This window comes from Streptomyces sp. MB09-01, from assembly GCF_033794505.1.
Classification (GTDB): Bacteria; Actinomycetota; Actinomycetes; order Streptomycetales; family Streptomycetaceae; genus Streptomyces.
Map to the genome: position 1 here is coordinate 1 of NZ_JARAYQ010000005.1, position 21,586 is coordinate 21,586.

Sequence of the window (21,586 nt, forward strand, 5' to 3'; positions counted from 1 at the left end):
GGCTTGGTGGGGGTGGGCCAGCAGGGGCCGGTGCAGAAGTAGTCGACGCCGGGCTCGGCCACGGCCGCGTCGACCTCGTCCTCCGCATGGCAGGAGCGGCCGATCAGCACGCGCTCGCCGAGGATGGCGCGGGCCGCGGGGACGGGGATGTCGCCCTGGCCGAGGTGGAGGACGTCGGAGCCGATGGCGTGGGCGACGTCGGCCCGGTCGTTCACGGCGAGGAGCTTGCCGTGGCGGCGTGCGGCCTCGGCGAACACCTGGAGGTGTTCGAGCTCCTCCCCCGCCTCCATGCCCTTGTCCCGGAGCTGGACTATGTCCACGCCCCCGGCCAGGACGGCGTCGAGGAACTCGGGGAGGTCACCCTGCCGCTTGCGGGCGTCCGTGCAGAGGTAGAGCCGGGCGTCGGACAGCTGCATGGGTGAACCCCCCGTGGTGGAGGCGGTGTACGGGCGCGGGGCCCGTACACCGCGGTGGAGCGAACTGCGGATCAGGTCAGAGGGCGAGCGCCTGAGCGCGGCGCTTCACCTCCGTGCCGCGATTCTCGCTCAGCGCCTGCACGGGAGTGCCGGGCAGGGTCGGATCCTCGGTGAAGAGCCACTCCAGGATCTCCTCGTCGGTGAAGCGGTCGTCGCGCAGCACGGTCAGCAGCCCGACCAGGCCCTTGACGACCTTGTCGCCGTCGATGAAGGGGGCCGGCACCTGCAGGGAGCGGTTCTCGCCCCGGCGTACGGCGATGAGCTGCCCTTCCTTGACCATCTGGCGGACCCGGGTCACCTCGATGTCGAGCTTCTCCGCGATGTCGGGGAGGTACAGCCACGAGGGGACAAGGGCATCGATCTTTGCGTCAATCTCGGTCACGGACACAAGCCTGCCATCTCGGCTCCGCCGCCGGTACCTGAGCAGCCCCGTCCGGGTCGCGGCCGTGCCGGGACTCCGCCCCGGACCCTGCTCCTCACACGCCGGCGGGCCTGGATTCTTCAGGCCGAAGCCGACTTCAGCGGGGTGGCGGGGTCCGCGATCCTGGCCGGGTCCACGGGCGCCGCCGCCTCGATGAGCTTCCGGCCCTGTGCCACGTCGCGGGGCCTGCCCACCGCCAGGACCGCGACCAGGACGCCGCCCCGCAGCCAGCACACCGACCAGGCCGGCCCGGCCGGGTCGCCGCGCCAGAGCAGGGTGTCGGCCCCGCCGTGGTGTCCGGCGTACTGCACGAACCTGCCGAACTGCTCCGACCAGAAGTACGGCACCGGGTCGTACACCCGGGCCTCCCCGGCCCCGCCCCCGGCCAGGATGTTCGCCGCCACCGTCCGCGGTCCCTGGAGCGCGTTGTCCCAGTGGTGCACGAGCAGCCGCTTCCCGTACCGCCCCGAGGGGAAGGAGGCGCAGTCCCCGACCGCGTACACCCCGGGCAGGGAGGTGCGCAGGTACGCGTCGGCGGTGACCGAGCCGTCCGGGCCCAGTTCCACACCCGTCCCGGCCAGCCATCCCGTGGCGGGGCGCGCGCCGATGCCGACGACGACCGCGCCGGCCGGCAGGGCGCGCCCGTCCGCGAGCAGGACCCGGCCCTCCTCGATCCCGGCGACCTTCGCGCCGGTGATCAGCCCGGCGCCCGCCTCCTCGTACCAGCGCGCCATCGGCTCGGCGACCTCGGCGGGCAGCGCCCCCGCCAGCACCCGGTCCGCCGCCTCGACCACGGTCACCGCGCAGCCCGCCTCGCGGGCCGCGGTGGCGAACTCGGCTCCGATCCAGCCCGCCCCGACGACCACCGTCGCGGGCGCGCCCGCCAGGACCGGGCGCAGCCGCGCCGCGTCGTCCAGCGTGCGCAGCAGGTGGACGCCCGGGACGCCCTCGGTGCCGGGCAGGGTCAGCGGCTCGGCGCCGGTCGCCAGCACGAGGACCTCGTACGGGACCGGTCCGGCCTCGGTGTCCAGCTCGTGGTCGGCCGCCCGGAGCCCGGTGACCTCCGTCCCGAGCCGCAGCTCGATGCCGAGCCCCTCGAAGTCCACGTCGAAGGCGGAGTCCTCGGCCTTGCCGAGCAGGACCGCCTTGGACAGCGGGGGGCGGTCGTAGGGCTGGTGGGGTTCGGCTCCCAGGAGGGTCAGGGGGCCGGCGAATCCCTGCTCGCGCAGGGCGACCGCGGTCTGCACCCCGGCCATTCCGGCGCCGACGATCACGACGCCGCGCTCATTGTGTTCCGTCTGCTCGCTCACCCGGCCACCCTAATGACCTGACGCTCCGTCAGGAACAGGCGCCGCCTTACCGGCCGTCCGGGGCCGGGATAGTCTGGCCACCGTACCTATCGCGGGAGTCCGGCGCACCGGGCTGAGAGGGAGGCTGGCCGGCCTCCGACCGTACGAACCTGATCCGGGTCATGCCGGCGAAGGGAGGGGCTGGACGCCCATGCACTCATCTCGGAAGGGATCCGACGTCCTCGTCATCGGGGGCGGGATCATCGGCCTGGTCACCGCCTGGCGGGCCGCGGCGCGCGGGCTGCGCACCGTGCTCGCCGACCCGGCACCCGGCGGCGGCGCCGCCCAGGTCGCGGCCGGCATGCTCGCCCCCGTCACCGAACTGCACTTCGGCGAGGAAGCCCTGCTGGGCCTCGGCCTCGCCTCCGCCGCGCGCTATCCGGAGTTCGCCGCCGAGCTCGCCGACGCGAGCGGCGGCATGGACATCGGCTTCCGCGCCTGCGGCACCCTCGCCGTCGCCCTCGACTCCGACGACCGGCTCCACCTGCGGGAACTGCACGCCCTGCAGCGCCGCTGCGGCCTGGAGTCCGAGTGGCTCACCGGCCGCGAGTGCCGCCGCCTGGAGCCCATGCTCGCCCCGGGCGTACGCGGCGGCCTACGCGTGGACGGCGACCACCAGGTCGACCCGCGCCGGCTCGCGGCCGCCCTGCTGGCCGCCTGCGAGCGGGCCGGCGTGATCATCCACCGGGCCGCCGTGGAACGGCTGCTGGTCACCTCCGACCGGGCCGCCGGGGTCGTGCTCGACGACGGTACGGAGCTGCGCGCCGCCCAGGTGGTCCTGGCGGCGGGCTCGCTCAGCGGCAGGCTCGCGGGCGTACCGCCGGAGGTGCTGCCTCCCGTGCGGCCGGTCAAGGGCCAGGTCCTGCGCCTGTCCGTGCCCCCGGCCTACGCACCGTTCCTGTCCCGGACCGTCCGGGCGGTCGTCCGCGGCAGCCACGTCTACCTGGTGCCGCGCGAGAACGGCGAACTCGTCGTCGGCGCCACCAGCGAGGAACTCGGCTGGGACACCACGGTCACCGCGGGCGGGGTCTACGAACTCCTGCGCGACGCCCATGAACTGGTCCCCGGCATCACCGAACTCCCCCTCACCGAAACCCGTGCGGGGCTGCGCCCCGGCTCGCCCGACAACGCCCCGCTGCTCGGCCCGACCGACCTGCCGGGCCTGCACCTGGCCACCGGGCACTACCGCAACGGGGTGCTGCTGACCCCGCTCACCGGCGAGGTGCTCGCCGAGCTGCTGGCCACCGGCGAAGTGCCGGAGATCGCGCGCCCCTTCACCCCCCGCCGGTTCTCCGCCGCACGACAGGAGTCGTACGCATGACCCTCCCCGTCTCCGTGTCCGTCTCCGTCAACGGCGAGCCGCGCCAGGTCGCGGCCGGCACCACGCTCGACACCGTGGTCACCACCCTGACCACGGCCCCCTCCGGCGTCGCCGCCGCGCTCAACGAGACCGTGGTCCCGCGCGGGCAGTGGCCGGCCACGCCGGTGGGCGACGGCGACCGGGTCGAAATCCTCACCGCGGTCCAGGGAGGCTGAGCACCATGGCGGACGACCTCTTCACGCTGGGCGGCCGGACCTTCTCCTCCCGCCTGATCATGGGCACGGGCGGGGCCCCGAGCCTGGACGTGCTGGAACGCTCGCTGGTCGCGTCCGGCACCGAACTCACGACCGTCGCGATGCGGCGCCTCGACCCCACGGTCCAGGGCTCCGTCCTCTCCGTACTGACCAAGCTGGGCATCGCGGTCCTGCCCAACACGGCGGGCTGCTTCACGGCGGGCGAGGCCGTGCTCACGGCCCGGCTGGCCCGGGAGGCTCTGGGCACGGACTGGATCAAGCTGGAGGTGGTCGCGGACGAGCGGACCCTCCTGCCCGACGGCGTCGAACTGCTGGACGCCGCCGAGATCCTGGTGGACGAGGGCTTCACGGTCCTCCCCTACACGAACGACGACCCGGTGCTCGCGCGGAAGCTGGAGGACGTGGGCTGCGCGGCGATCATGCCGCTGGGATCCCCCATCGGATCCGGGATGGGCATCCGCAACCCGCACAACTTCGAGCTGATCACGGAGCGGGCGTCGGTGCCGGTCATCCTGGACGCGGGCGCGGGCACGGCGTCGGACGCCGCCCTCGCCATGGAACTGGGGTGCGCGGCGGTGATGCTGGCCTCGGCGGTGACGCGGGCACAGGAGCCCGTCCTGATGGCGTCCGCCATGCGGGACGCCGTCTCGGCGGGGCGGCTCGCCTTCCGCGCGGGGCGCATCCCGCAACGCCGCTTCGCCGAAGCCTCCTCTCCCGCGGAGGGCCGCGCCGCCCTGGACCCCGAACGCCCGGCGTTCTGACCCGCGGTCCGCTCCCGGGGCTCCGCCCCGGACCCTCACGGCGCTCCGCGCCCGCGCCTTGCACGCGGCGGGACCGGAAGACCGGTGCGGCGCCCCCGGCGGGGGCGCCGCACCCGGGTCACGTCACAGCTGCGCTGCAACGCGACCCGGCCAGACCGGCGGCAGCAGAGCGGCTCGTAGAATCCTCGGGTGGATACGACCCTGGATGACCCCCTCGTCGGGCGCGTGCTCGACGGCCGCTACCGCATCGACGCCCGCATCGCGGCCGGCGGCATGGCCACGGTCTACCGGGCCGTCGACACCCGCCTCGACCGTGTGCTCGCCCTGAAGGTGATGCACCCGGCCCTCGCCGCCGACGCCGCCTTCGTGGACCGGTTCATCCGCGAGGCGAAGTCCGTGGCCCGGCTCGCGCACCCCAACGTGGTCGCCGTCTTCGACCAGGGCACGGACGGACCGTACGTCTACCTCGCCATGGAGTACGTCTCCGGCTGCACCCTGCGCGACGTGCTCCGCGAGCGCGGCGCGCTCCAGCCGCGGGCCGCACTCGACATCCTCGAACCCGTGCTCGCCGCCCTCGGCGCCGCCCACCGGGCCGGCTTCGTGCACCGCGACATGAAGCCCGAGAACGTCCTGATCGGCGACGACGGCCGGGTCAAGGTCGCGGACTTCGGGCTGGTCCGGTCCGTGGACTCGGTCACCAACACCACCGACTCCGTCCTCGGCACCGTTTCCTACCTGGCCCCCGAGCAGATCGAGAGCGGCGTCGCCGACACCCGCGTGGACGTCTACGCCTGCGGTGTCGTCCTCTACGAGATGCTCACCGGCTCCAAGCCCCACCTCGGCGGCACCCCCGCCCAGGTCCTCTACCAGCACCTCAACGAGGACGTCCCGCCTCCTTCCGCCACGGTCCCCGGACTCCCCGTCGGGCTCGACGAGCTGGTCGCGCAGGCCACCGCCCGCAGCGCCGACCTGCGCCCCTACGACGCAGCCGCGCTGCTCGGCCTCGCCCGTGAGGCCCGCGCCCTGCTCAGCGACGCCGACCTGGACGCCGTACCGCCGCAGGCGCGCGCCGAGGAGCGGTCGTCCGCCGAGGACCGCACCGGCGTGATCCCGCGCCCGGTGACCGCGCAGCCCGTGAACCACACCTCCCGGCTGGAGACGCTGCCGCCGCCGGCCGCTCCGCCCGCGCACCGGCCGGCGCCCGCCGGGCGGCCCCGCCGCGGCGTGTTCCTCGTCATCGCCGGGGTGCTGCTCGCCCTCGGCGTGGGCACCGGTGTGTGGTACATCAACTCCGGCCAGTTCACCAAGGTCCCGAACCTGCTCGGCAAGACCGAGGCGCAGGCCCGCTCCCAGCTGTCGGCGGCCGGGCTCGGCGTGAAGGGGATCGACCGGAAGTTCAGCGACGCCTTCGACCGCGGCACGGTGATGAACACCGATCCCGGGGGCGGCCGGCGGATCCGCGGCAACGGTGCGGTGACCCTCACCATCTCCCGCGGTCCCGAGGTCGTGGCCGTGCCCAATCTCAAGGGCAGGCCGCTGGAGGAGGCCAAGGCCGAGCTGACCAAGTCCGGGCTGGCCCCCGGCATCGTCACGCAGGCCTTCAGCCAGGACGTCGCGCAGGGTTCGGTGATCGCCACCGACCCGGTGGGCGGCGAGAAGCGGGCGCCGGACACGGCGGTCTCGATCGTGGTCAGCAAGGGCCGGCCGGTCCCCGTCCCGACCGTGACCGGGCTCCCCGTCGAACAGGCGAGGGCCAGCCTGGAGGCGCTGGGACTGAAGGTGGCGACGGCTCCCGAGCAGGTGAACTCCCCCGCGGCGGCCGGTACGGTCGCCAACCAGTCGATCGGCGCCGGCACCCAGGCCGCAGCCGGTGACACCGTCACGCTGACCGTGTCCAAGGGCCCCCGCCAGCTCCCGGTGCCGAACGTGACCGGCCAGGAGGTGGACGCCGCCCGCAAGGCCCTGGAGGCCGCCGGCTTCAAGGTGAAGGTGGACCGGCCGCTGATCTCCTTCAGCAACACGGTGGAGAGCCAGTCGGTGCTGGGCGGACTGAACGCTCCCGAGGGCACCACGATCACCATCAGGACCAAGGGGCTGTAAGGCGCAGTGATTCGCAATCCAGTGGGCGGGCACGTCCCCGTCGCCGGCGGCCTCGCCAAGGTCGGGCTGACCTACGCCCGCGAGATGGGCGCCGAGGCAGTCCAGGTCTTCGTCGCCAATCCGCGCGGCTGGGCCACCCCGGTGGGCAACCCGGCGCAGGACGAGCTGTTCCGGGCGCAGTGCGCGGACGAGTCCATACCGGCCTACGTGCACGCGCCATACCTGATCAACTTCGGCTCGCACAGCGAGGCCACCGTGGAGAAGTCGATTGAGTCGATGCGCCACTCGCTGCGCCGCGGCCGGGAGATCGGCGCGCTCGGGGTGGTCGTGCACACCGGGTCGGCGACCGGGGGCCGCCCGCGCGAGGCGGCGTACGCGCAGGTCAGGGAGCGCATGCTGCCGCTGCTGGACGAGCTGACGCACGAGGACGACCCCTTCCTGCTGCTGGAGTCGACGGCCGGGCAGGGTTCTTCGCTGTGCTCGCGCACCTGGGACTTCGGCCCGTACTTCGAGGCGCTCGAGCACCACCCGAAGCTGGGGATCTGTCTGGACACCTGCCACATCTTCGCGGCCGGACACGACCTGGCGGAGACGGGCGGGACGAAGCTGACGCTCGACCTGCTCGTGGACACCGTGGGCGAGGGCCGGCTGAAGCTCGTCCACGCCAACGACTCCAAGGAGGGCGTGGGCGCCCACAAGGACCGGCACGCCAACATCGGCCAGGGCCACATCGGCCGGGACGCCTTCGCCGAGCTGGTCACGCACCCCGCGATGGAGGGCGTACCGCTGATCATCGAGACCCCCGGCGGCAAGGAAGGACATGCGGCGGACGTGGCGCTGCTGAAGGAGCTGCGCGGCCCGCAATGATCCGGTGATCCCTTGAGGAATACCCTGGGGGGGTATACGGTTCTGGCATATCGGCAGAACCGCTACTCGGCATTTCCCATCAGGGGGTCGTCATGGAGCAGGCACACGCAGACCACGAACACCACCAGCACCACGGCGGGCACGGTGGGCACGGGCACGGCGCCGGCAGCCACGCCGGCAAGGCCAGCTGGGCCATGGCCGCACGGGCCACCCTCCACTGCCTCACCGGATGCGCCATCGGCGAGGTGCTGGGCATGGTCATCGGCACGGCCCTCGGCTGGGGGAACGTGTCCACCATGGCCCTGGCGATCGTGCTGGCGTTCTTCTTCGGCTACGCCCTCACCCTGCGCGGGATCCTCTCCGCCGGCGTCGGCCTCCGTACGGCCATCCGGGTGGCTCTGGCGGCCGACACCCTTTCGATCGCCGTCATGGAGCTGATCGACAACGGGGTGATCGCCCTGTGGCCCGGCGCGATGGACGCGCACCTCTCGGAGCCGCTGTTCTGGGCGGTGCTCGCGCTCTCGCTCGTCGTCGCCTTCGTGGTCACGGTCCCGGTCAACAAGTGGATGATCGGCCGCGGCAAGGGTCACGCGGTCGTCCACCAGTACCACCACTGAAGGCCGGACGCCCCCTACAACTCGGGGCCGTCCCCCGGCCCCTCCTGGTACGAGTAGCGCTGCTCGCGCCAGGGGTCGCCGATGTTGTGGTAACCGCGCTCCTCCCAGAAGCCGCGGCGGTCGGCGGTCATGTACTCGACGCCGCGGACCCACTTGGGCCCCTTCCAGGCGTACAGGTGCGGGACCACGAGCCGCACGGGGAAACCGTGCTCGGCGGTGAGCAGTTCACCGCCCTGGTGGGTGGCGAAGACGGTCCGCTCGGACGCGAAGTCGGCCAGCCGCAGGTTGGAGCTGAAGCCGTACTCGGCCCACACCATCACGTGCGTGACCTGCGGCGCGGGCGGCGCCAGGGCCAGGATCTCGCGGGCGAGCACACCGCCCCATTCGGCGCCCTGCATGCTGAACTTGGTGACGCAGTGCAGGTCCGCCACGACGGAGTCGAACGGCAGGGCCGTGAACTCCTCGTGGTTCCAGCAGTGCTTGTCCCCGTCGGCCGTCGCGCCGAAGACCCGGAATTCCCAGCGGTCCGGCTTGAACTTGGGTACGGGCCCGTAATGGGTGACCGGCCAGCCCCTCTGCAGCCGCTGCCCCGGTGGAAGCTCCAGCGGCTCTGCTCCCGGAGATTCCCGGCTTTCCGGCTGACCCATGACTCCATGGTGACAGACTGACCGGGGTGGTCATGACCAGGTCTGGACCGATTCGGGCAAGTCACGGCAACTCCCACTAAGGAGGCACTTACTGGACGGCCTCCGACGGCAGTGCAAGGATGCGCGCAGATCCCCCAGTTAGCGCTGGGAGGTACCCCCAGCCCCGTCACGTGACTGACATTGCCTGGAAGGAGCCTCTGCGATGCAGGGCGACCCCGAGGTCCTTGAGTTTCTGAACGAGCAGCTGACCGGCGAGCTGACGGCCATCAATCAGTACTGGCTGCACTACCGCATCCAGGACAACAAGGGCTGGACCAAGCTCGCCAAGTACACGCGTGAAGAATCCATCGACGAGATGAAGCACGCGGACAAGATCACCGAGCGCATCCTGATGCTCGACGGCCTGCCGAACTACCAGCGGCTCTTCCACGTGCGCGTCGGGCAGACGCTCACGGAGATGTTCCAGGCGGACCGCCAGGTCGAGGTCGAGGCCATCGACCGGCTCAAGCGCGGCATCGAGGTCATGCGCGGCAAGGGCGACATCACCTCGGCGCGCCTCTTCGAGGAGATCCTGGAGGACGAGGAGCACCACATCGACTACCTCGACACCCAGCTGGAGCTCATCGAGTCCCTGGGCGAGCCGCTCTACATCGCGCAGCTGATCGAGCAGCCGAGCTAGTAGTCCGTCCGTCCCCGTCGCCCACCGTTCCGGGGGCCGACCGGTCCCACCGGGCCGGTCAGGCCGCTTCCGCCAGTGCGGGCGAACGCGCCGGCTCCGTCTCGGCGGCGAGCACGGCCGCCGCGTCACCCTTCTCCAGCAGCTCCCGGCGCGGGCAGGCGCCACGGCCGAGGATGCCCTGGATGGTGCGCACGCAGGAACCGCAGTCGGTGCCGGCCTTGGTGGCCGAGGCGATCTGCCGCGGGGTGCAGGCCCCGGCGGCCGCGTGGTCCTTGACCTGCTTGTCGGTGATCCCGAAGCAAGAGCAGACGTACACGCGGTTCACCTCCCTGGGCGGAATGGTTCGACGAGCCATCCCCTATTCGGTGAGGCTTACCTAACCGTACCTAAAGTTAGGGTGACCTAAAAGCCCTGGAGACGACTGTGGGGCGCGGATCACATCGATCCGCGCCCCACAGTCGTAGGAAGGTACTGGTTGATCCTTACTGGTCGCGGTACATCTCGGCGACCAGGAACGCCAGGTCCAGGGACTGGCTGCGGTTGAGCCGCGGGTCGCAGGCCGTCTCGTAGCGCTGGTGCAGGTCGTCGACGAAGATCTCGTCGCCGCCGCCCACGCACTCGGTGACGTCGTCACCGGTGAGCTCGACGTGGATGCCGCCCGGGTGGGTGCCGAGGCTCTTGTGGACCTCGAAGAAGCCCTTGACCTCGTCGAGCACGTCGTCGAAACGGCGCGTCTTGTGGCCGGAGGCCGCCTCGAAGGTGTTGCCGTGCATCGGGTCGGTGACCCAGCCGACGACCGCACCGGAAGCGGTGACCTTCTCGACCAGCTCGGGGAGCTTGTCGCGGACCTTGTCGGCGCCCATGCGGACGACGAACGTCAGCCGGCCCGGCTCGCGCTCGGGGTCCAGGCGGTCGATGTAGGTCAGCGCCTCGTCCACCGTGGTGGTGGGGCCGAGCTTGATGCCGATCGGGTTGGCGATCTGCGAGCAGAACTCGATGTGCGCGTGGTCCAGCTGGCGGGTGCGCTCACCGATCCAGACCATGTGACCGGAGGTGTCGTACAGCTTGCCGGTGCGCGAGTCGGTACGCGTCAGCGCGCCCTCGTAGGCGAGCAGCAGCGCCTCGTGGGAGGCGTAGAACTCGACGGCCTTGAACTCGGCCGGGTCGGTGCCGCACGCCTTCATGAAGTTCAGCGCGTTGTCGATCTCCCGCGCCAGCTGCTCGTACCGCTGACCGGACGGGGAGGACTTCACGAAGTCCTGGTTCCAGGCGTGCACCTGGCGCAGGTCGGCGTAACCACCGGTGGTGAAGGCGCGCACCAGGTTGAGCGTGGAGGCGGAGGCGTTGTACATGCGCTTCAGCCGCTCGGGGTCCGGGATCCGGGCCTCTTCGGTGAAGGCGAAGCCGTTGACGGAGTCGCCGCGGTAGGTCGGCAGGGTGACGCCGTCGCGGGTCTCGGTGTCCTTGGAGCGCGGCTTGGAGTACTGGCCCGCGATGCGGCCGACCTTGACGACCGGGACGGAGGCCGCGTACGTCAGTACGGCACTCATCTGGAGCAGCGTCTTCAGCTTGGCTCGGATGTGTTCGGCGGACACGCCGTCGAAGGCCTCGGCGCAGTCGCCGCCCTGGAGGAGGAACGCCTCGCCCTTGGCGACGGCTCCCAGACGGGCACGCAGCTGGTCGCATTCACCCGCGAAAACGAGCGGAGGATACGACTCGAGGTCCGCGACGACAGCGCGCAGAGCCTCGGCATCGGGGTACGAAGGCTGCTGCGCCGCGGGAAGGTCTCGCCAGGTCGCCTTGGCGGCGGGGGCTTGGGTTTCAGCGTTCACGGTCACCTCGTACACATTACGGCGTCATACGTCCCATCCCGCCCTCCGCCCACAACGTGAGACGGCCCTGCTCGAAGGCAGGGGGACCCCACGGGAACGGAATCCATGGTTCAGCCCACGCCGTGAGACGGATCCGGCGCCGGAGAGCCCCTGTGGGCTAGGGTGCCTCCCATGTACGCGCACACGAACCAGAACTGGTGGTGGCCCGCTCCCGGCGGCCCACTTCTCGCGCGTACCTGACGACACGTATCGACGCGAAGGCCGCCCCGAGGGGCGGCCTTCCGTGTTCTCCGACGCGGGCGCCGCTCCTCCCACCGGAAGGACGCCCCGCCCATGGACCCCAGGCACCCGAACCGACCGAGCCGGCCGGGCCGGCCGAGCCGGCCGGGCCGGCCGGGCCGGCCGGGCCGGCCGGGCCGGCTCAGCCGCCTGCTCGACGACTCCTGCCCGCCGTTCGCCCTGCTGCGCCGGCGGACCCCGGGCCGCGACCACGACACCGTCGAGGTGCTGATCGGCGCGGTCCACGAGGCCGAACACCTCGCCGACCTGCCCGTCCGCGAGCTGCCCACCCTCACCCTCGTCCCCTTCCGGCAGATCCGGGAGCGCGGGTTCGACGTACGCGACGACGGCACGCCGCTGAGCGTGCTGGTCGCCGAGGAGGCGTACGAGATCCCGCTCGCCGAGGCGCTGGCCGCGCTGCCCGCGCACGAGGTGCGGGTCGAGGGCGGCGGCTTCGACGTTCCCGACGCGCAGTACGCGGACACGGTCGAGCGGGTCGTCGAGGACGAGATCGGCCGCGGGGAGGGCGCGAACTTCGTCATCCGGCGGACCTACGAGGGCCGGATCGAGGGGTTCGGCCGCGCGGACGCCCTCGCCCTGTTCCGGCGGCTGCTGCTGGGCGAGCGCGGCGCGTACTGGACGTACGTCGTCCACACCGGGGAGCGGACGCTGGTCGGGGCGAGCCCCGAGGTCCACGTGCGGATGTCCGGGGGCACGGTCGTGATGAACCCGATCAGCGGGACGTACCGTCACCCGGCCGGAGGACCCACCGTGGACTCCCTCCTCGCCTTCCTCGGCGACCGCAAGGAGACCGAGGAGCTGTCGATGGTCGTCGACGAGGAACTGAAGATGATGTGCACCGTCGGCGACCGCGGCGGGGTCGTCGTCGGACCGCGGCTGAAGGAGATGTCCCACCTCGCCCACACCGAGTACGAGCTGCGGGGGCGCTCCTCGCTGGACGTGCGGGAGGTGCTGCGGGAGACGATGTTCGCGGCGACGGTCACCGGCTCCCCGGTGCAGAACGCCTGCCGGGTCATCGAGCGGTACGAGAGCGGGGGCCGCGGCTACTACGCGGGCGCCCTGGCCCTGCTCGGGCAGGACGCGGCCGGGGGGCAGACGCTCGATTCCCCCATCCTGATCCGCACCGCCGACATCGCCGCGGACGGCGCGCTGCGGGTGCCGGTCGGCGCCACGCTCGTACGGCACTCCGATCCGGCGGGCGAGGTCGCGGAGACGCACGCGAAGGCGGCGGGGGTGCTGGCGGCGCTCGGGGTGCGGCCGGCCGCACCCCGGCCCTCCTTCGAGGGGGCGCGGCTGGCGGACGACCCGCGGGTTCGGGCGGCCCTAGCGGCCCGGCGGTCGGACCTGGCCCCCTTCTGGCTGCGCATGCAGGAGCGGCCCTCCTCCCTGACCGGCCACGCACTGGTGATCGACGGCGAGGACACCTTCACGGCGATGCTGGCGCACGTCCTGCGGGTGGCCGGACTGGAGGTGACCGTACGCCGCTACGACGATCCGGGGCTGCGGGCGGCGGCCCTGTCCTGGGAGGGCCCGATCGTCCTGGGCCCCGGCCCCGGCAATCCGGCGGACGCCTCGGACCCCAAGATGCGGATGCTGCGCGCGCTGGCCGCGGAACTGCTGGCCGGGCACCGGCACGGGCTGGTCGGGGTCTGCCTGGGGCACGAGCTGCTGGCGGCTGAGCTGGGGCTGCCGCTGATCTGCAAGGCGGAGCCGGCGCAGGGGGCGCAGGTCCGGATCGACCTGTTCGGGGCGCAGGAGGTGGTGGGCTTCTACAACACGTACACCGCGCACTGCGACGAGTCGCTGGCCGCGCGGCTCTCCGTGGACGGGGTGGAGGTGGCCCGCGATCCGGTGACGGGCGAGGTCCATGCCCTTCGCTCCGCGGCGGGCTTCGCGGGGGTCCAGTTCCACCCGGAGTCCGTCCTCACCCTGCGGGGCGCGGAGCTGCTGGGCGAGCTCGTGGCCGGGGTGGTGTCGGCTCCCGCCTAGCCTAGGTCGGCCGGTCAGCGGGCAACGCCGGCCCGGCTCCGCGGGGGAGCCGGGGCCGGCGCGTCGCCCGTCGTGCGGGTCAGGCGTCCTTGGCGTCACCGGTGAGCGCCGCGAGCTCCGCGTCGGCGCGTTCGGTGACCAGTGCGAGGACGCGGCCGGCGGCGGCCAGGTCCTCGGCGGGTATCCCGCCCCAGATGCGGGCGGAGACGGCGCCGGTCTCCGCACCGACGGCGGCGAGCAGCTCGCGCGCCGCGTCCGTGGGGCGCAGGTGCGCGCCGTCCACTGCGAGCAGCTGCTTGGCCAGCAGTTCGTCGAGCGTGGTGCGGATGCCGGCGGGAGCGGCCTTGAGGGAGGCCCGGACCTGGGTGACGACGTCATCCGGCGTCTGCGGGGCGTCGGCCGTGACGACGGCGCGCAGGGCGATCTGCTGCTGGAAGGTGACGCCGTGCCGGGCCAGGACGTGCTCGAGGACGCCGCGGGCGGCGTAGTGGGCCAGGCCGAGGCCGCGGGCATCGGCGACGGGTGCCGGGGCGGATGCGGTGGTGGTCATGGTGTCGTCCCCTGGGTGCTCTCGTCGGTCGGTACGGATGGAGCGAGAGGTGCGTCGAGCAGGGTCGTCAGCTCGTCGGCGAACGCGCGCGTCCGCGGGGCGTCGAGGCCGCCGAGCGGCTCCAGCAGCTGCTGAAGCAGCTCCTGGACCACCGCGATGGCCTGCCGCGTGACGGCCCGGCCCTGCTCGGTGAGGGCGAGCTGAACGGCACGCGGGTCGCGGGGGTCGCGGGTGCGCTCGATCAGGCCGGCCGACTCCAGGGCGCGCGCCAGCTTCGAGACGTACAGCGCCTCCAGGCCGGTGTGGTCGGCGAGCCGGCGCTGGCTGGGCCGCTCACCGGCGCGCTGCATGCCGTACAGCGACGCGACCAGCGAGTACTGCGCGTGCGTGAGGCCCAGCGGAGCCACCGCGCGATCGACCGCGACGCGCCATTTGTTGGCGAGCCGCCAGACGAGGAAACCGGGCGTGGGACGTGGCGAATCCGTGCTCATGGCAGATAGAGTACATGGCTACTATGTACATGGATACTATTTTCTGGCAGGCATCCCGGCACACCCTTGACCAGGCCGACCGACTACGCGCCCCCGGTCTCGACTCCCGCCCGCTTGCCGCGGAGGAGCATGCGGCGGATCAGCTGCGTGGCCAGGATCGGCCCCTGCACGGCGAAGCCGCACACGGCGACGGGGAGCTGACCGAAGGCCAGCCCGAGGAGCAGCACCGTACCGGCGAAACCGTCGGCCAGGTCGAGCCTGGCGTCAGTGCGCGCGGCGTCGCGCTGCCCGCTGCGGGCCTTGGCCCAGGAGGAGCGGAGGCTGCCGAAGATCTGCAACGCGGCAAGGGCCAGCAGGGCGAGCCTGCCCCAGAGAGGTATGTCCACGCGGCGAATCTAGGCCACCCGGACCGGTCTGCGACATGATCGCCAGGACACGCCTTCTCCTGTACGCCGAACCATGGGCCGTTCGCCACCGAACGACCCATGGCTGCGCGTCGCCGCTCAGCCGGAGCCCGGCCGAGCTCAGCCGAAGAAGACCCCGACCTCCTTGTAGAGCGCGGGATCCACGGTCTTCAGCTTCGCCGTCGCCTCCGCGATCGGGACCCGGACGATGTCCGTCCCCTTGAGCGCGACCATCTTGCCGAAGTCCCCGTCGTGCACCGCGTCGATCGCGTGCAGCCCGAACCGGGTCGCCAGCCACCGGTCGAAGGCGCTGGGCGTACCTCCGCGCTGGATGTGCCCGAGCACGGTCGTACGGGCCTCCTTGCCGGTCCGCGCCTCGATCTCCTTGGCCAGCCACTCGCCCACGCCCGACAGCCGGACGTGCCCGAAGGAGTCCTTGGTGGCGTCCTTCAGGACCAGATCCCCGTCCTTGGGCATCGCACCCTCGGCGACCACGACGATCGGTGCGTAGCTCGCCTTGAAGCGGGAGGTCACCCAGGCGCACACCTCGTCCATGTCGAAGCGCTGCTCCGGGATGAGGATGACGTTGGCGCCGCCCGCGAGCCCCGAGTGCAGGGCGATCCAGCCGGCGTGCCGGCCCATGACCTCGACGACCAGGACCCGCATGTGCGACTCGGCCGTGGTGTGCAGCCGGTCGATCGCTTCCGTCGCGATGCCGACGGCGGTGTCGAAGCCGAAGGTGTAGTCCGTGGCGGACAGGTCGTTGTCGATGGTCTTGGGCACGCCGACGCAGGGAATGCCGTACTCCCCGTACAGCCGGGCGGCCACCCCGAGGGTGTCCTCGCCGCCGATCGCGACGAGCGCGTCCACCTCGTACTTGGCGAGGTTGTCCTTGATGTCGCGCACCCCGTTCTCCGTCTTGAACGGGTTGGTGCGCGAGGAGCCGAGGATGGTGCCGCCGCGGGGCAGGATGCCGCGGACGGCGGGGATGTCGAGCGGGACGGTCCTCCCCTCGACCGCGCCCCGCCAGCCGTCCTTGAAGCCGACGAACCCGCAGCCGTACTCCTGGGTGCCCTTGCGGACGACGGCCCTGATCACCGCGTTGAGCCCGGGGCAGTCGCCGCCACCGGTCAGCACTCCGACCTTCATTGCATCTCCCTTCGCCATGACGGTCACGCTAGTGGTGACACAGGTCACAGCAAGGGAGCTGAAGGCGTCAATTCCGGTGGAATCGCGGGGCGTTGCGTACGCCCGTTCACTCGTACGAGGACGTAAGTACGATCGACGCCCGGTGCCCGCCGCCCCGGAGGGGGCCTACGCGTCGTCGAGGCCCCGCTCTATGGCGTACCGGACGAGCTCCACCCGGTTGTGCAACTGCAGCTTGCCCAGGGTGTTCTGGACGTGGTTCTGCACGGTGCGGTGGGAGATGACCAGCCGCTCCGCGATCTGCTTGTACGAGAGCCCCTTGGCCACCAGGCGCAGCACCTCGGTCTCCCGGTCGGTCAGCTGCGGCGCCTTCGGCTCGTCGGAGGCGGTCGGCACCGGGTCGGTGGCGAGGCGCCGGTATTCGCCGAGCACCAGCCCGGCCAGGCCGGGGGTGAAGACCGGGTCGCCGGCCGCGGTGCGGCGGACCGCGTCGATGAGCTCCTGGGCGCCCGCGGACTTCAACAGGTAGCCGGTCGCGCCGGACTTCACCGCTTCCAGGACGTCCGCGTGCTCACCGCTGGCGGACAAGACCAGGACGCGCAGCGCCGGGTGGGCGCCGACCAGTTCCTTGCAGACCTGCACCCCCGGCATGCCGGGCAGGTTGAGGTCGAGGACCAGGACGTCGGGGGTGACGGCGCGGGCCCGGCGTACCGCCTCGGGGCCGTCGCCGGCGGTGGCCACCACGTCGAAGCCCGCGGCGGCCAGGTCGCGTGCGACCGCGTCCCTCCACATCGGGTGGTCGTCGACGACCATCACCCTGATCTCGTGCGGTTCGTTCGTGCTCATTGGGTCCTCCCCCTGGGTACCTTCAGTTCGACTTCGGTGCCCTGCCCGGGGACGGACACCAGATCGGCGCTGCCGCCGAGGTCACGCAGTCGGCCGCGGATGGACAGGGCCACGCCCATCCGGCCCTCGCCCTCGGCCTGGTCGAGCCGGCCCGCCGGGATGCCCGGGCCGTCGTCGCGGACGGTCACGATCACCTCGTCGCCCCAGTCCTCGACCAGGATCCAGGCCCTGGCCCCCTCGCCCGCGTGCTTGCGCACGTTGTCGAGGGCCGCACCGACCGCCGCGGCCAGTTCCTTCGCGGCGGGCACCGGCAGCGGCACCGGGGTGCCCGGCTCGGCGAAGCTCACCCGGGATCCGGCGTGCGGGGCGAGGAGGGTGCGCAGGTCCAGCTCGCCGTCGTCGGCGCCCGGTTCCTCCACCTCGTACGTGTCCACCAGCGCGCCGCGCGACTGGTCGGAGGAGACCCGGGAGGGGTGCACGAGACCGGTGGAGACCAGTGTGCGCAGCGCCACCTCCTGCTCCCCCGCCATCCGGCCGAGCTCCTCGGCCTCCCCGCCCAGTTCGGCGCCGCGCCGCTGGACCATGGCGAGGACCTGGAGGACCCCGTCGTGGATGTCGCGGGCGAGGCGCTCGCGCTCCCGGGTGGCGGCCTCGATCTCCAGGGCGCGGGCGAGGGTGTTCTCGCTGGCCCGGGCGACCTCGACGACGTAGCCGATGGCCACGGAGGAGACCCAGACGAGCAGCACGTTGTGCAGGGCGTCCTGGGTGGGCTGGCCGCCGTGGATGAGGATGGTGGCCGCGGCGACGAAGGTGGAGGCGAAACAGGCCCAGCGCCAGCCGCCCTTGATGGCGAAGCCCAGGACCGCGCCCCCGGTCCAGATCGTGGGGAGGGTGGGACCGCCCCCGGTGATCCGCTCGTGGGTGTCGGCGAGCGGGGTCAGCCCGATCCCGACGATGGCCACGGTGAGGTCGGCGACCAGGAAGCCCTTGGTGCAGCTGGCGGCGTTGGCCACCTTCGAGGTGGTCGCCAGGGTCCAGACGGCGAGGAAGGCGAGGTATCCGGCCGCGACCCAGGGGTGCGGGTACCTCTTGTAGGCGGAGGCGAACAGCAGCACCGCGTAGACCATGGTCAGCAGCCGGTACACCGTCAGGGCACGCCAGAGCGGCTGCTCGACCGACATGCGTACGACGCGTTCGCGTTTCGCCATCTCCCCCACCCCCTGCGGGCGGTACCGCCCGACCTACTCCGACGTGCCGTCGGCCTTCTCGCCCTTGGCGGTCCTCTCGGCCCTCTCGGCCTTCTCCGCCTTCTCCGCATCGGCGATCTGGCGCTTGGCCGCCGTCGCGTAGATGTCGACGTACTCCTGGCCGGAGAGCTTCATGATCTCGTACATGACCTCGTCGGTCACCGAGCGGAGGATGAAGCGGTCGCCGTCCATGCCGTGGTAGCGGCTGAAGTCCAGCGGCTTGCCGATCCGGATGCCCGGGCGCATGAGCTTGGGGACGACCTTGCCGGGCGGCTGGATCTTCTCCGTGTCGATCATCGCCACGGGAATCACGGGCGCGCCCGTGGCCAGCGCCACACGGGCCAGACCGCCGGGCTTGCCGCGGTACAGGCGCCCGTCGGGTGAACGCGTGCCCTCGGGGTAGATACCGAACAGCTCCCCGCGCTCGATGACGTCGATGCCGCTCTTGATCGCGGCCTCTCCGGCCCCACGGGCGCCGGAGCGGTCCACCGGGAGCTGGCCGACGCCCTTGAAGAAGGCGGCCGTCAGCTTGCCCTTGACCCCCGGGGAGGTGAAGTACTCCGCCTTCGCGATGAAGGTGACCTTCCGGTCCAGTACGGCCGGCAGGAAGAAGGAGTCGGAGAAGGACAGGTGGTTGCTCGCGAGGATCGCCGGCCCCTCCGCGGGAATGTTCTCGAGGCCCTCCACCCACGGCCTGAAAGCGAGCTTCAGTGAACCGCCGATGGAGAACTTCATTGCGCCGTAGATCAACTCGAAAGCCTTCCTGTGTCTGTCGAACAGACCATATCCCGTGCCTCCCCCGGCAGGGGCCCGACGACCCTGGCCGGTGCCACCCCGGTCGCGTACGGTGAAGTCACACAGAGCAACGCACCCACCCGACGTACCTCATGATCAAGGAGACCCCGGTGCCCGTCCTCCCTGGAGCCGAGCCGTTCCGCCACGAGGGCGGAGAGGTCGGCGTCCTCCTCTGCCACGGCTTCACCGGTTCCCCGCAGTCGCTGCGGCCCTGGGCCGAGTACCTCGCCGGGCAGGGCCTCACGGTGTCGCTTCCGCTGCTGCCCGGACACGGGACGCGCTGGCAGGACATGCAGCTCACGGGCTGGCAGGACTGGTACGCCGAGGTCGACCGCGCCCTGCGGGAACTGCTGGACCGGTGCGAGCAGGTGTTCGTCTTCGGGCTGTCGATGGGCGGCGCGCTGACCCTGCGGCTGGCCGCCAAGCACGGGGACGCCATCAGCGGCATCGTCCTCGTCAACCCGGCCAACAAGGTGCACGACCCGCTGGCCGTCGCCCTCCCGGTGGCCAAGCACTTCATCCGGTCGACGCCGGGCATCGCCAGCGACATCGCGAAGCCGGGCTCGGAGGAGGTCGGCTACGACCGCGTCCCGACCCGCGCCGCGCACTCCCTGCGGAAGTTCCTGCAACTGGTGGACGCCGACCTGCCGCAGGTCACGCAGCCGCTGCTGCTGCTCCACAGCCCGCAGGACCACGTCGTACCGCCCGTCGACTCCGAGCGGATCCTGGCCCGCGTCTCCTCGACGGACGTCACCGAGACGCTGCTGGAACAGAGCTACCACGTCGCGACGTTGGACCATGACGCGGAGCGGATCTTCGCGGACAGTTATGCGTTCGTCGGCCGACTGGCGGAGAGCGTGGGCAGGGAGGGGGCGCAGGCCGGTGGCTGAGCACGAGGAGCAGTCGGGCGGAGTCCCGCCGCTGGACGAGGAAGCGGCGTGGGCGGCGATCGTCGCCGGGTACGGGCAGGAGCCGCCGGACCCGCCGGGGGCCCGGCCGTTCAAGCCGATCGAGAACCTCCTCCTGCCGGAGGAGGACGTCAAGCCGCTGCCGTCGGAGCCGGAGACAGAGACGAAGCCCGAGGCCGAGCCCGAGCCGCCGGCTGCGGCGCTGGGCAGCTCGGTGGTCTTCGCCCCGGGCGTGGGCATGACCGGCCCCCGGGACCACTCGCTGGCGGAACCGCAGGAGGACGACCTGACTCCGGCCGAGGAGGGCCACTTCGTCCAGCCGGAACCGGAACTGCCGCCGGCGGACACGACGGCGAAGTTCGCGTGGCTGGCGGTCGTCGGCGGGCCGGTGCTGCTGCTCCTCGCGGTGCTGCTGCAGTGGGAGATGACCTGGTGGCTGACGACGCTCGGCATCGGCGGCTTCCTGGGCGGCTTCGCGACGCTGGTCGCACGCATGCAGCACGACGACGACGAGGACGACGACCCGGGCCGCGGAGCCGTGGTGTAACTGGGGCTCCGCCCCAGAGCCGCGCCTCAAACGCCGGCGAGGCTGAAAGACCGGGGCTCCGCCCCGAGCCCCGCTCCTCGAACGCCGGAGGGGCTGACATTGCGCTCCGCGCAATCCAGCCCCACAGGCAGGTACCGGCTGACGCCGGCCACATCCGGCCCCGCCGGCGTTTGAGGCGCGGGGCGCTCGGGGGCAGCGCCCCCGCAACGGCGCCGCGCCCGGACCGCGGAGCTACGGCGCAGCCGGCAGGCGGAGGGCCGCCAGGACCGGGAGGTGGTCCGTGGCCGCCAGCAGGTCCGCGGGGGTAACGCCGGGCAGTCCCACCGGGACACCACATCCCAGCACCTCCACCCCCTTCGTCGCGAACACCGCGTCGATGCGCCGGTCCGGCGCCGACGCCGGGAAGGTCCGTTCCCCTCCCCAGGGCGCCACCGTCCAGCAGTCCTGCAGCGTGCCCGCGAGACGGGAGAAGGCCGAACCGCCCGGCCCCTCGTTCACGTCGCCCGCGGCGATCACGTGTGAGACGTCCATCGCCGCGGCGCGGTCCAACAGCATCTCGGCTTGGGCCAGCCGTTCCGCCCGGTCCAGGGACAGGTGCGCGCAGACCAGCCCCGCGCGGGCAGCGCCGATGCGGACGACCGCCGTGGCGAAGCCCCTCCGGTGCAGGCCGGGCGTGTGCGGCAGCAGGACGTCCTGGGTGCGCTCCACGAAGACCCGCAGCGAGCACAGCAGCAGCGGCCCGGCCGCCGTCGCTCCCCCGCCCAGCACCACCAGGTCGCACTTCGCGGCCAGTCGCGCCGCGTGTTTGCGCCACCGGAAGAACCGCGGCGCCTCCTGTACGAAGACGAGGTCGGGCTCACAGGCCCGGATGACCCGGGCCAGCGCCTCCTCGTCGTCGCGCAGCGAGCGGACGTTGTAGCTGAGAACCCGGATCACGGCAGAACCGTCGGGCTCCGTACGGGACTTCGGCAGCGAGGGCAGCAACTGGTCCATGCACCGCAAGATACGCAGCCGCCCGCCGCTCCCCCAAGGGGCGCGG

General features: G+C 72.2%; 24 protein-coding genes and 1 riboswitch. Of the genes, 10 read left to right on the top strand and 14 right to left on the bottom strand.

Annotated features, from left to right (window positions below):
* From PV721_RS01945 to PV721_RS01955, 3 genes are all read right to left on the bottom strand, one after another.
* The coding region (locus PV721_RS01945) for a thiamine phosphate synthase (protein ID WP_319720994.1) at positions 1 to 416 on the bottom strand (416 nt) is incomplete at its 3' end.
* 76 nt (positions 417 to 492) lie between these two features.
* Positions 493 to 858: an Rv2175c family DNA-binding protein gene (locus tag PV721_RS01950; protein WP_319720995.1), complete on the bottom strand. Its 366-nt coding sequence runs from the start codon at positions 856 to 858 to the stop codon at positions 493 to 495.
* 119 nt (positions 859 to 977) lie between these two features.
* The gene (locus tag PV721_RS01955) at positions 978 to 2,207 is read right to left on the bottom strand and encodes an NAD(P)/FAD-dependent oxidoreductase (RefSeq protein ID WP_319720996.1); all 1,230 of its coding nucleotides are present in this window, start codon (positions 2,205 to 2,207) and stop codon (positions 978 to 980) included.
* An 81-nt stretch (positions 2,208 to 2,288) separates the two neighbouring features.
* Positions 2,289 to 2,400, top strand: a riboswitch (TPP riboswitch).
* On the opposite strand from PV721_RS01955, the gene thiO reads away from it, so the two are divergent.
* The 6 genes from thiO to PV721_RS01985 all read left to right on the top strand — a co-directional run bounded on the left by thiO (position 2,398) and on the right by PV721_RS01985 (position 8,166).
* Entirely contained in the window at positions 2,398 to 3,567 is a 1,170-nt protein-coding gene (gene thiO, locus PV721_RS01960; protein ID WP_319720997.1) for a glycine oxidase ThiO, read from the top strand. It overlaps the preceding riboswitch by 3 nt.
* Positions 3,564 to 3,782, top strand: a complete 219-nt coding sequence (gene thiS, locus PV721_RS01965; protein ID WP_319720998.1) for a sulfur carrier protein ThiS — start codon at positions 3,564 to 3,566, stop codon at positions 3,780 to 3,782. The genes thiO and thiS overlap by 4 nt, the downstream gene beginning before the upstream one ends.
* Before the next feature lie 5 nt (positions 3,783 to 3,787).
* A complete protein-coding gene (locus PV721_RS01970) occupies positions 3,788 to 4,582 on the top strand; it encodes a thiazole synthase (protein WP_319720999.1) in 795 nt (264 codons plus the stop codon).
* Positions 4,583 to 4,771: 189 nt separating this feature from the next.
* Positions 4,772 to 6,682 carry a Stk1 family PASTA domain-containing Ser/Thr kinase gene (gene pknB, locus PV721_RS01975; protein ID WP_319721000.1) on the top strand — a complete coding sequence of 637 codons (1,911 nt, stop codon included), beginning with the start codon at positions 4,772 to 4,774 and terminating at the stop codon, positions 6,680 to 6,682.
* Positions 6,683 to 6,691: 9 nt separating this feature from the next.
* Positions 6,692 to 7,549, top strand: a complete 858-nt coding sequence (locus tag PV721_RS01980) for a deoxyribonuclease IV (protein WP_319721062.1) — start codon at positions 6,692 to 6,694, stop codon at positions 7,547 to 7,549.
* Positions 7,550 to 7,641: 92 nt separating this feature from the next.
* Positions 7,642 to 8,166, top strand: coding sequence for a DUF4396 domain-containing protein (locus PV721_RS01985; protein WP_319721001.1), 525 nt, complete (start codon positions 7,642 to 7,644; stop codon positions 8,164 to 8,166).
* Positions 8,167 to 8,180: 14 nt separating this feature from the next.
* On the opposite strand, the gene PV721_RS01990 is transcribed toward PV721_RS01985, so the two are convergent.
* On the bottom strand, positions 8,181 to 8,813 hold the full coding sequence (locus tag PV721_RS01990) for a sulfite oxidase-like oxidoreductase (RefSeq protein WP_319721002.1): 633 nt from the start codon (positions 8,811 to 8,813) through the stop codon (positions 8,181 to 8,183).
* Positions 8,814 to 9,015: 202 nt separating this feature from the next.
* Here PV721_RS01990 and bfr point away from each other — a divergent pair, with 202 nt between their 5' ends.
* The gene (bfr, locus tag PV721_RS01995; protein WP_030010525.1) at positions 9,016 to 9,492 is read left to right on the top strand and encodes a bacterioferritin; all 477 of its coding nucleotides are present in this window, start codon (positions 9,016 to 9,018) and stop codon (positions 9,490 to 9,492) included.
* A 58-nt stretch (positions 9,493 to 9,550) separates the two neighbouring features.
* On the opposite strand, the gene PV721_RS02000 is transcribed toward bfr, so the two are convergent.
* Both PV721_RS02000 and PV721_RS02005 read right to left on the bottom strand, forming a co-directional pair.
* On the bottom strand, positions 9,551 to 9,808 hold the full coding sequence (locus PV721_RS02000; protein ID WP_319721003.1) for a (2Fe-2S)-binding protein: 258 nt from the start codon (positions 9,806 to 9,808) through the stop codon (positions 9,551 to 9,553).
* A 166-nt stretch (positions 9,809 to 9,974) separates the two neighbouring features.
* Positions 9,975 to 11,330, bottom strand: a complete 1,356-nt coding sequence (locus PV721_RS02005) for a class II 3-deoxy-7-phosphoheptulonate synthase (protein WP_319721004.1) — start codon at positions 11,328 to 11,330, stop codon at positions 9,975 to 9,977.
* Between the two features lie 327 nt (positions 11,331 to 11,657).
* Here PV721_RS02005 and PV721_RS02010 point away from each other — a divergent pair, with 327 nt between their 5' ends.
* Positions 11,658 to 13,613, top strand: coding sequence for an anthranilate synthase family protein (locus PV721_RS02010; RefSeq protein WP_319721005.1), 1,956 nt, complete (start codon positions 11,658 to 11,660; stop codon positions 13,611 to 13,613).
* A gap of 79 nt (positions 13,614 to 13,692) precedes the next feature.
* Here the strand turns inward: PV721_RS02010 and PV721_RS02015 are convergent, their stop codons facing one another.
* The 7 genes from PV721_RS02015 to PV721_RS02045 form a co-directional block, all read right to left on the bottom strand.
* A complete protein-coding gene (locus tag PV721_RS02015) occupies positions 13,693 to 14,163 on the bottom strand; it encodes a MarR family transcriptional regulator (RefSeq protein WP_319721006.1) in 471 nt (156 codons plus the stop codon).
* Entirely contained in the window at positions 14,160 to 14,654 is a 495-nt protein-coding gene (locus tag PV721_RS02020) for a MarR family winged helix-turn-helix transcriptional regulator (protein ID WP_319721007.1), read from the bottom strand. The genes PV721_RS02015 and PV721_RS02020 overlap by 4 nt, the downstream gene beginning before the upstream one ends.
* Before the next feature lie 83 nt (positions 14,655 to 14,737).
* The gene (locus tag PV721_RS02025; protein ID WP_319721008.1) at positions 14,738 to 15,040 is read right to left on the bottom strand and encodes a hypothetical protein; all 303 of its coding nucleotides are present in this window, start codon (positions 15,038 to 15,040) and stop codon (positions 14,738 to 14,740) included.
* 138 nt (positions 15,041 to 15,178) lie between these two features.
* Complete coding sequence (locus PV721_RS02030) at positions 15,179 to 16,207, bottom strand: 6-phosphofructokinase (RefSeq protein WP_319721063.1); 1,029 nt, start codon at positions 16,205 to 16,207, stop codon at positions 15,179 to 15,181.
* Positions 16,208 to 16,372: 165 nt separating this feature from the next.
* Complete coding sequence (locus PV721_RS02035; RefSeq protein WP_319721009.1) at positions 16,373 to 17,050, bottom strand: response regulator transcription factor; 678 nt, start codon at positions 17,048 to 17,050, stop codon at positions 16,373 to 16,375.
* Positions 17,047 to 18,258, bottom strand: coding sequence for a MacS family sensor histidine kinase (macS, locus tag PV721_RS02040; RefSeq protein ID WP_319721010.1), 1,212 nt, complete (start codon positions 18,256 to 18,258; stop codon positions 17,047 to 17,049). Before macS ends, PV721_RS02035 begins: the two co-directional genes overlap by 4 nt.
* Positions 18,259 to 18,291: 33 nt before the next feature.
* Positions 18,292 to 19,032: a lysophospholipid acyltransferase family protein gene (locus PV721_RS02045; RefSeq protein WP_319721064.1), complete on the bottom strand. Its 741-nt coding sequence runs from the start codon at positions 19,030 to 19,032 to the stop codon at positions 18,292 to 18,294.
* A 170-nt stretch (positions 19,033 to 19,202) separates the two neighbouring features.
* Here PV721_RS02045 and PV721_RS02050 point away from each other — a divergent pair, with 170 nt between their 5' ends.
* Both PV721_RS02050 and PV721_RS02055 read left to right on the top strand, forming a co-directional pair.
* On the top strand, positions 19,203 to 19,982 hold the full coding sequence (locus PV721_RS02050) for an alpha/beta hydrolase (RefSeq protein WP_319721011.1): 780 nt from the start codon (positions 19,203 to 19,205) through the stop codon (positions 19,980 to 19,982).
* Positions 19,975 to 20,547: a hypothetical protein gene (locus PV721_RS02055; RefSeq protein ID WP_319721012.1), complete on the top strand. Its 573-nt coding sequence runs from the start codon at positions 19,975 to 19,977 to the stop codon at positions 20,545 to 20,547. Before PV721_RS02050 ends, PV721_RS02055 begins: the two co-directional genes overlap by 8 nt.
* A gap of 231 nt (positions 20,548 to 20,778) precedes the next feature.
* Here PV721_RS02055 and PV721_RS02060 read toward each other — a convergent pair whose 3' ends face one another.
* Positions 20,779 to 21,540 carry an endonuclease/exonuclease/phosphatase family protein gene (locus tag PV721_RS02060; RefSeq protein ID WP_319721013.1) on the bottom strand — a complete coding sequence of 254 codons (762 nt, stop codon included), beginning with the start codon at positions 21,538 to 21,540 and terminating at the stop codon, positions 20,779 to 20,781.
* Between the last annotated feature and the right edge of the window lie 46 nt (positions 21,541 to 21,586).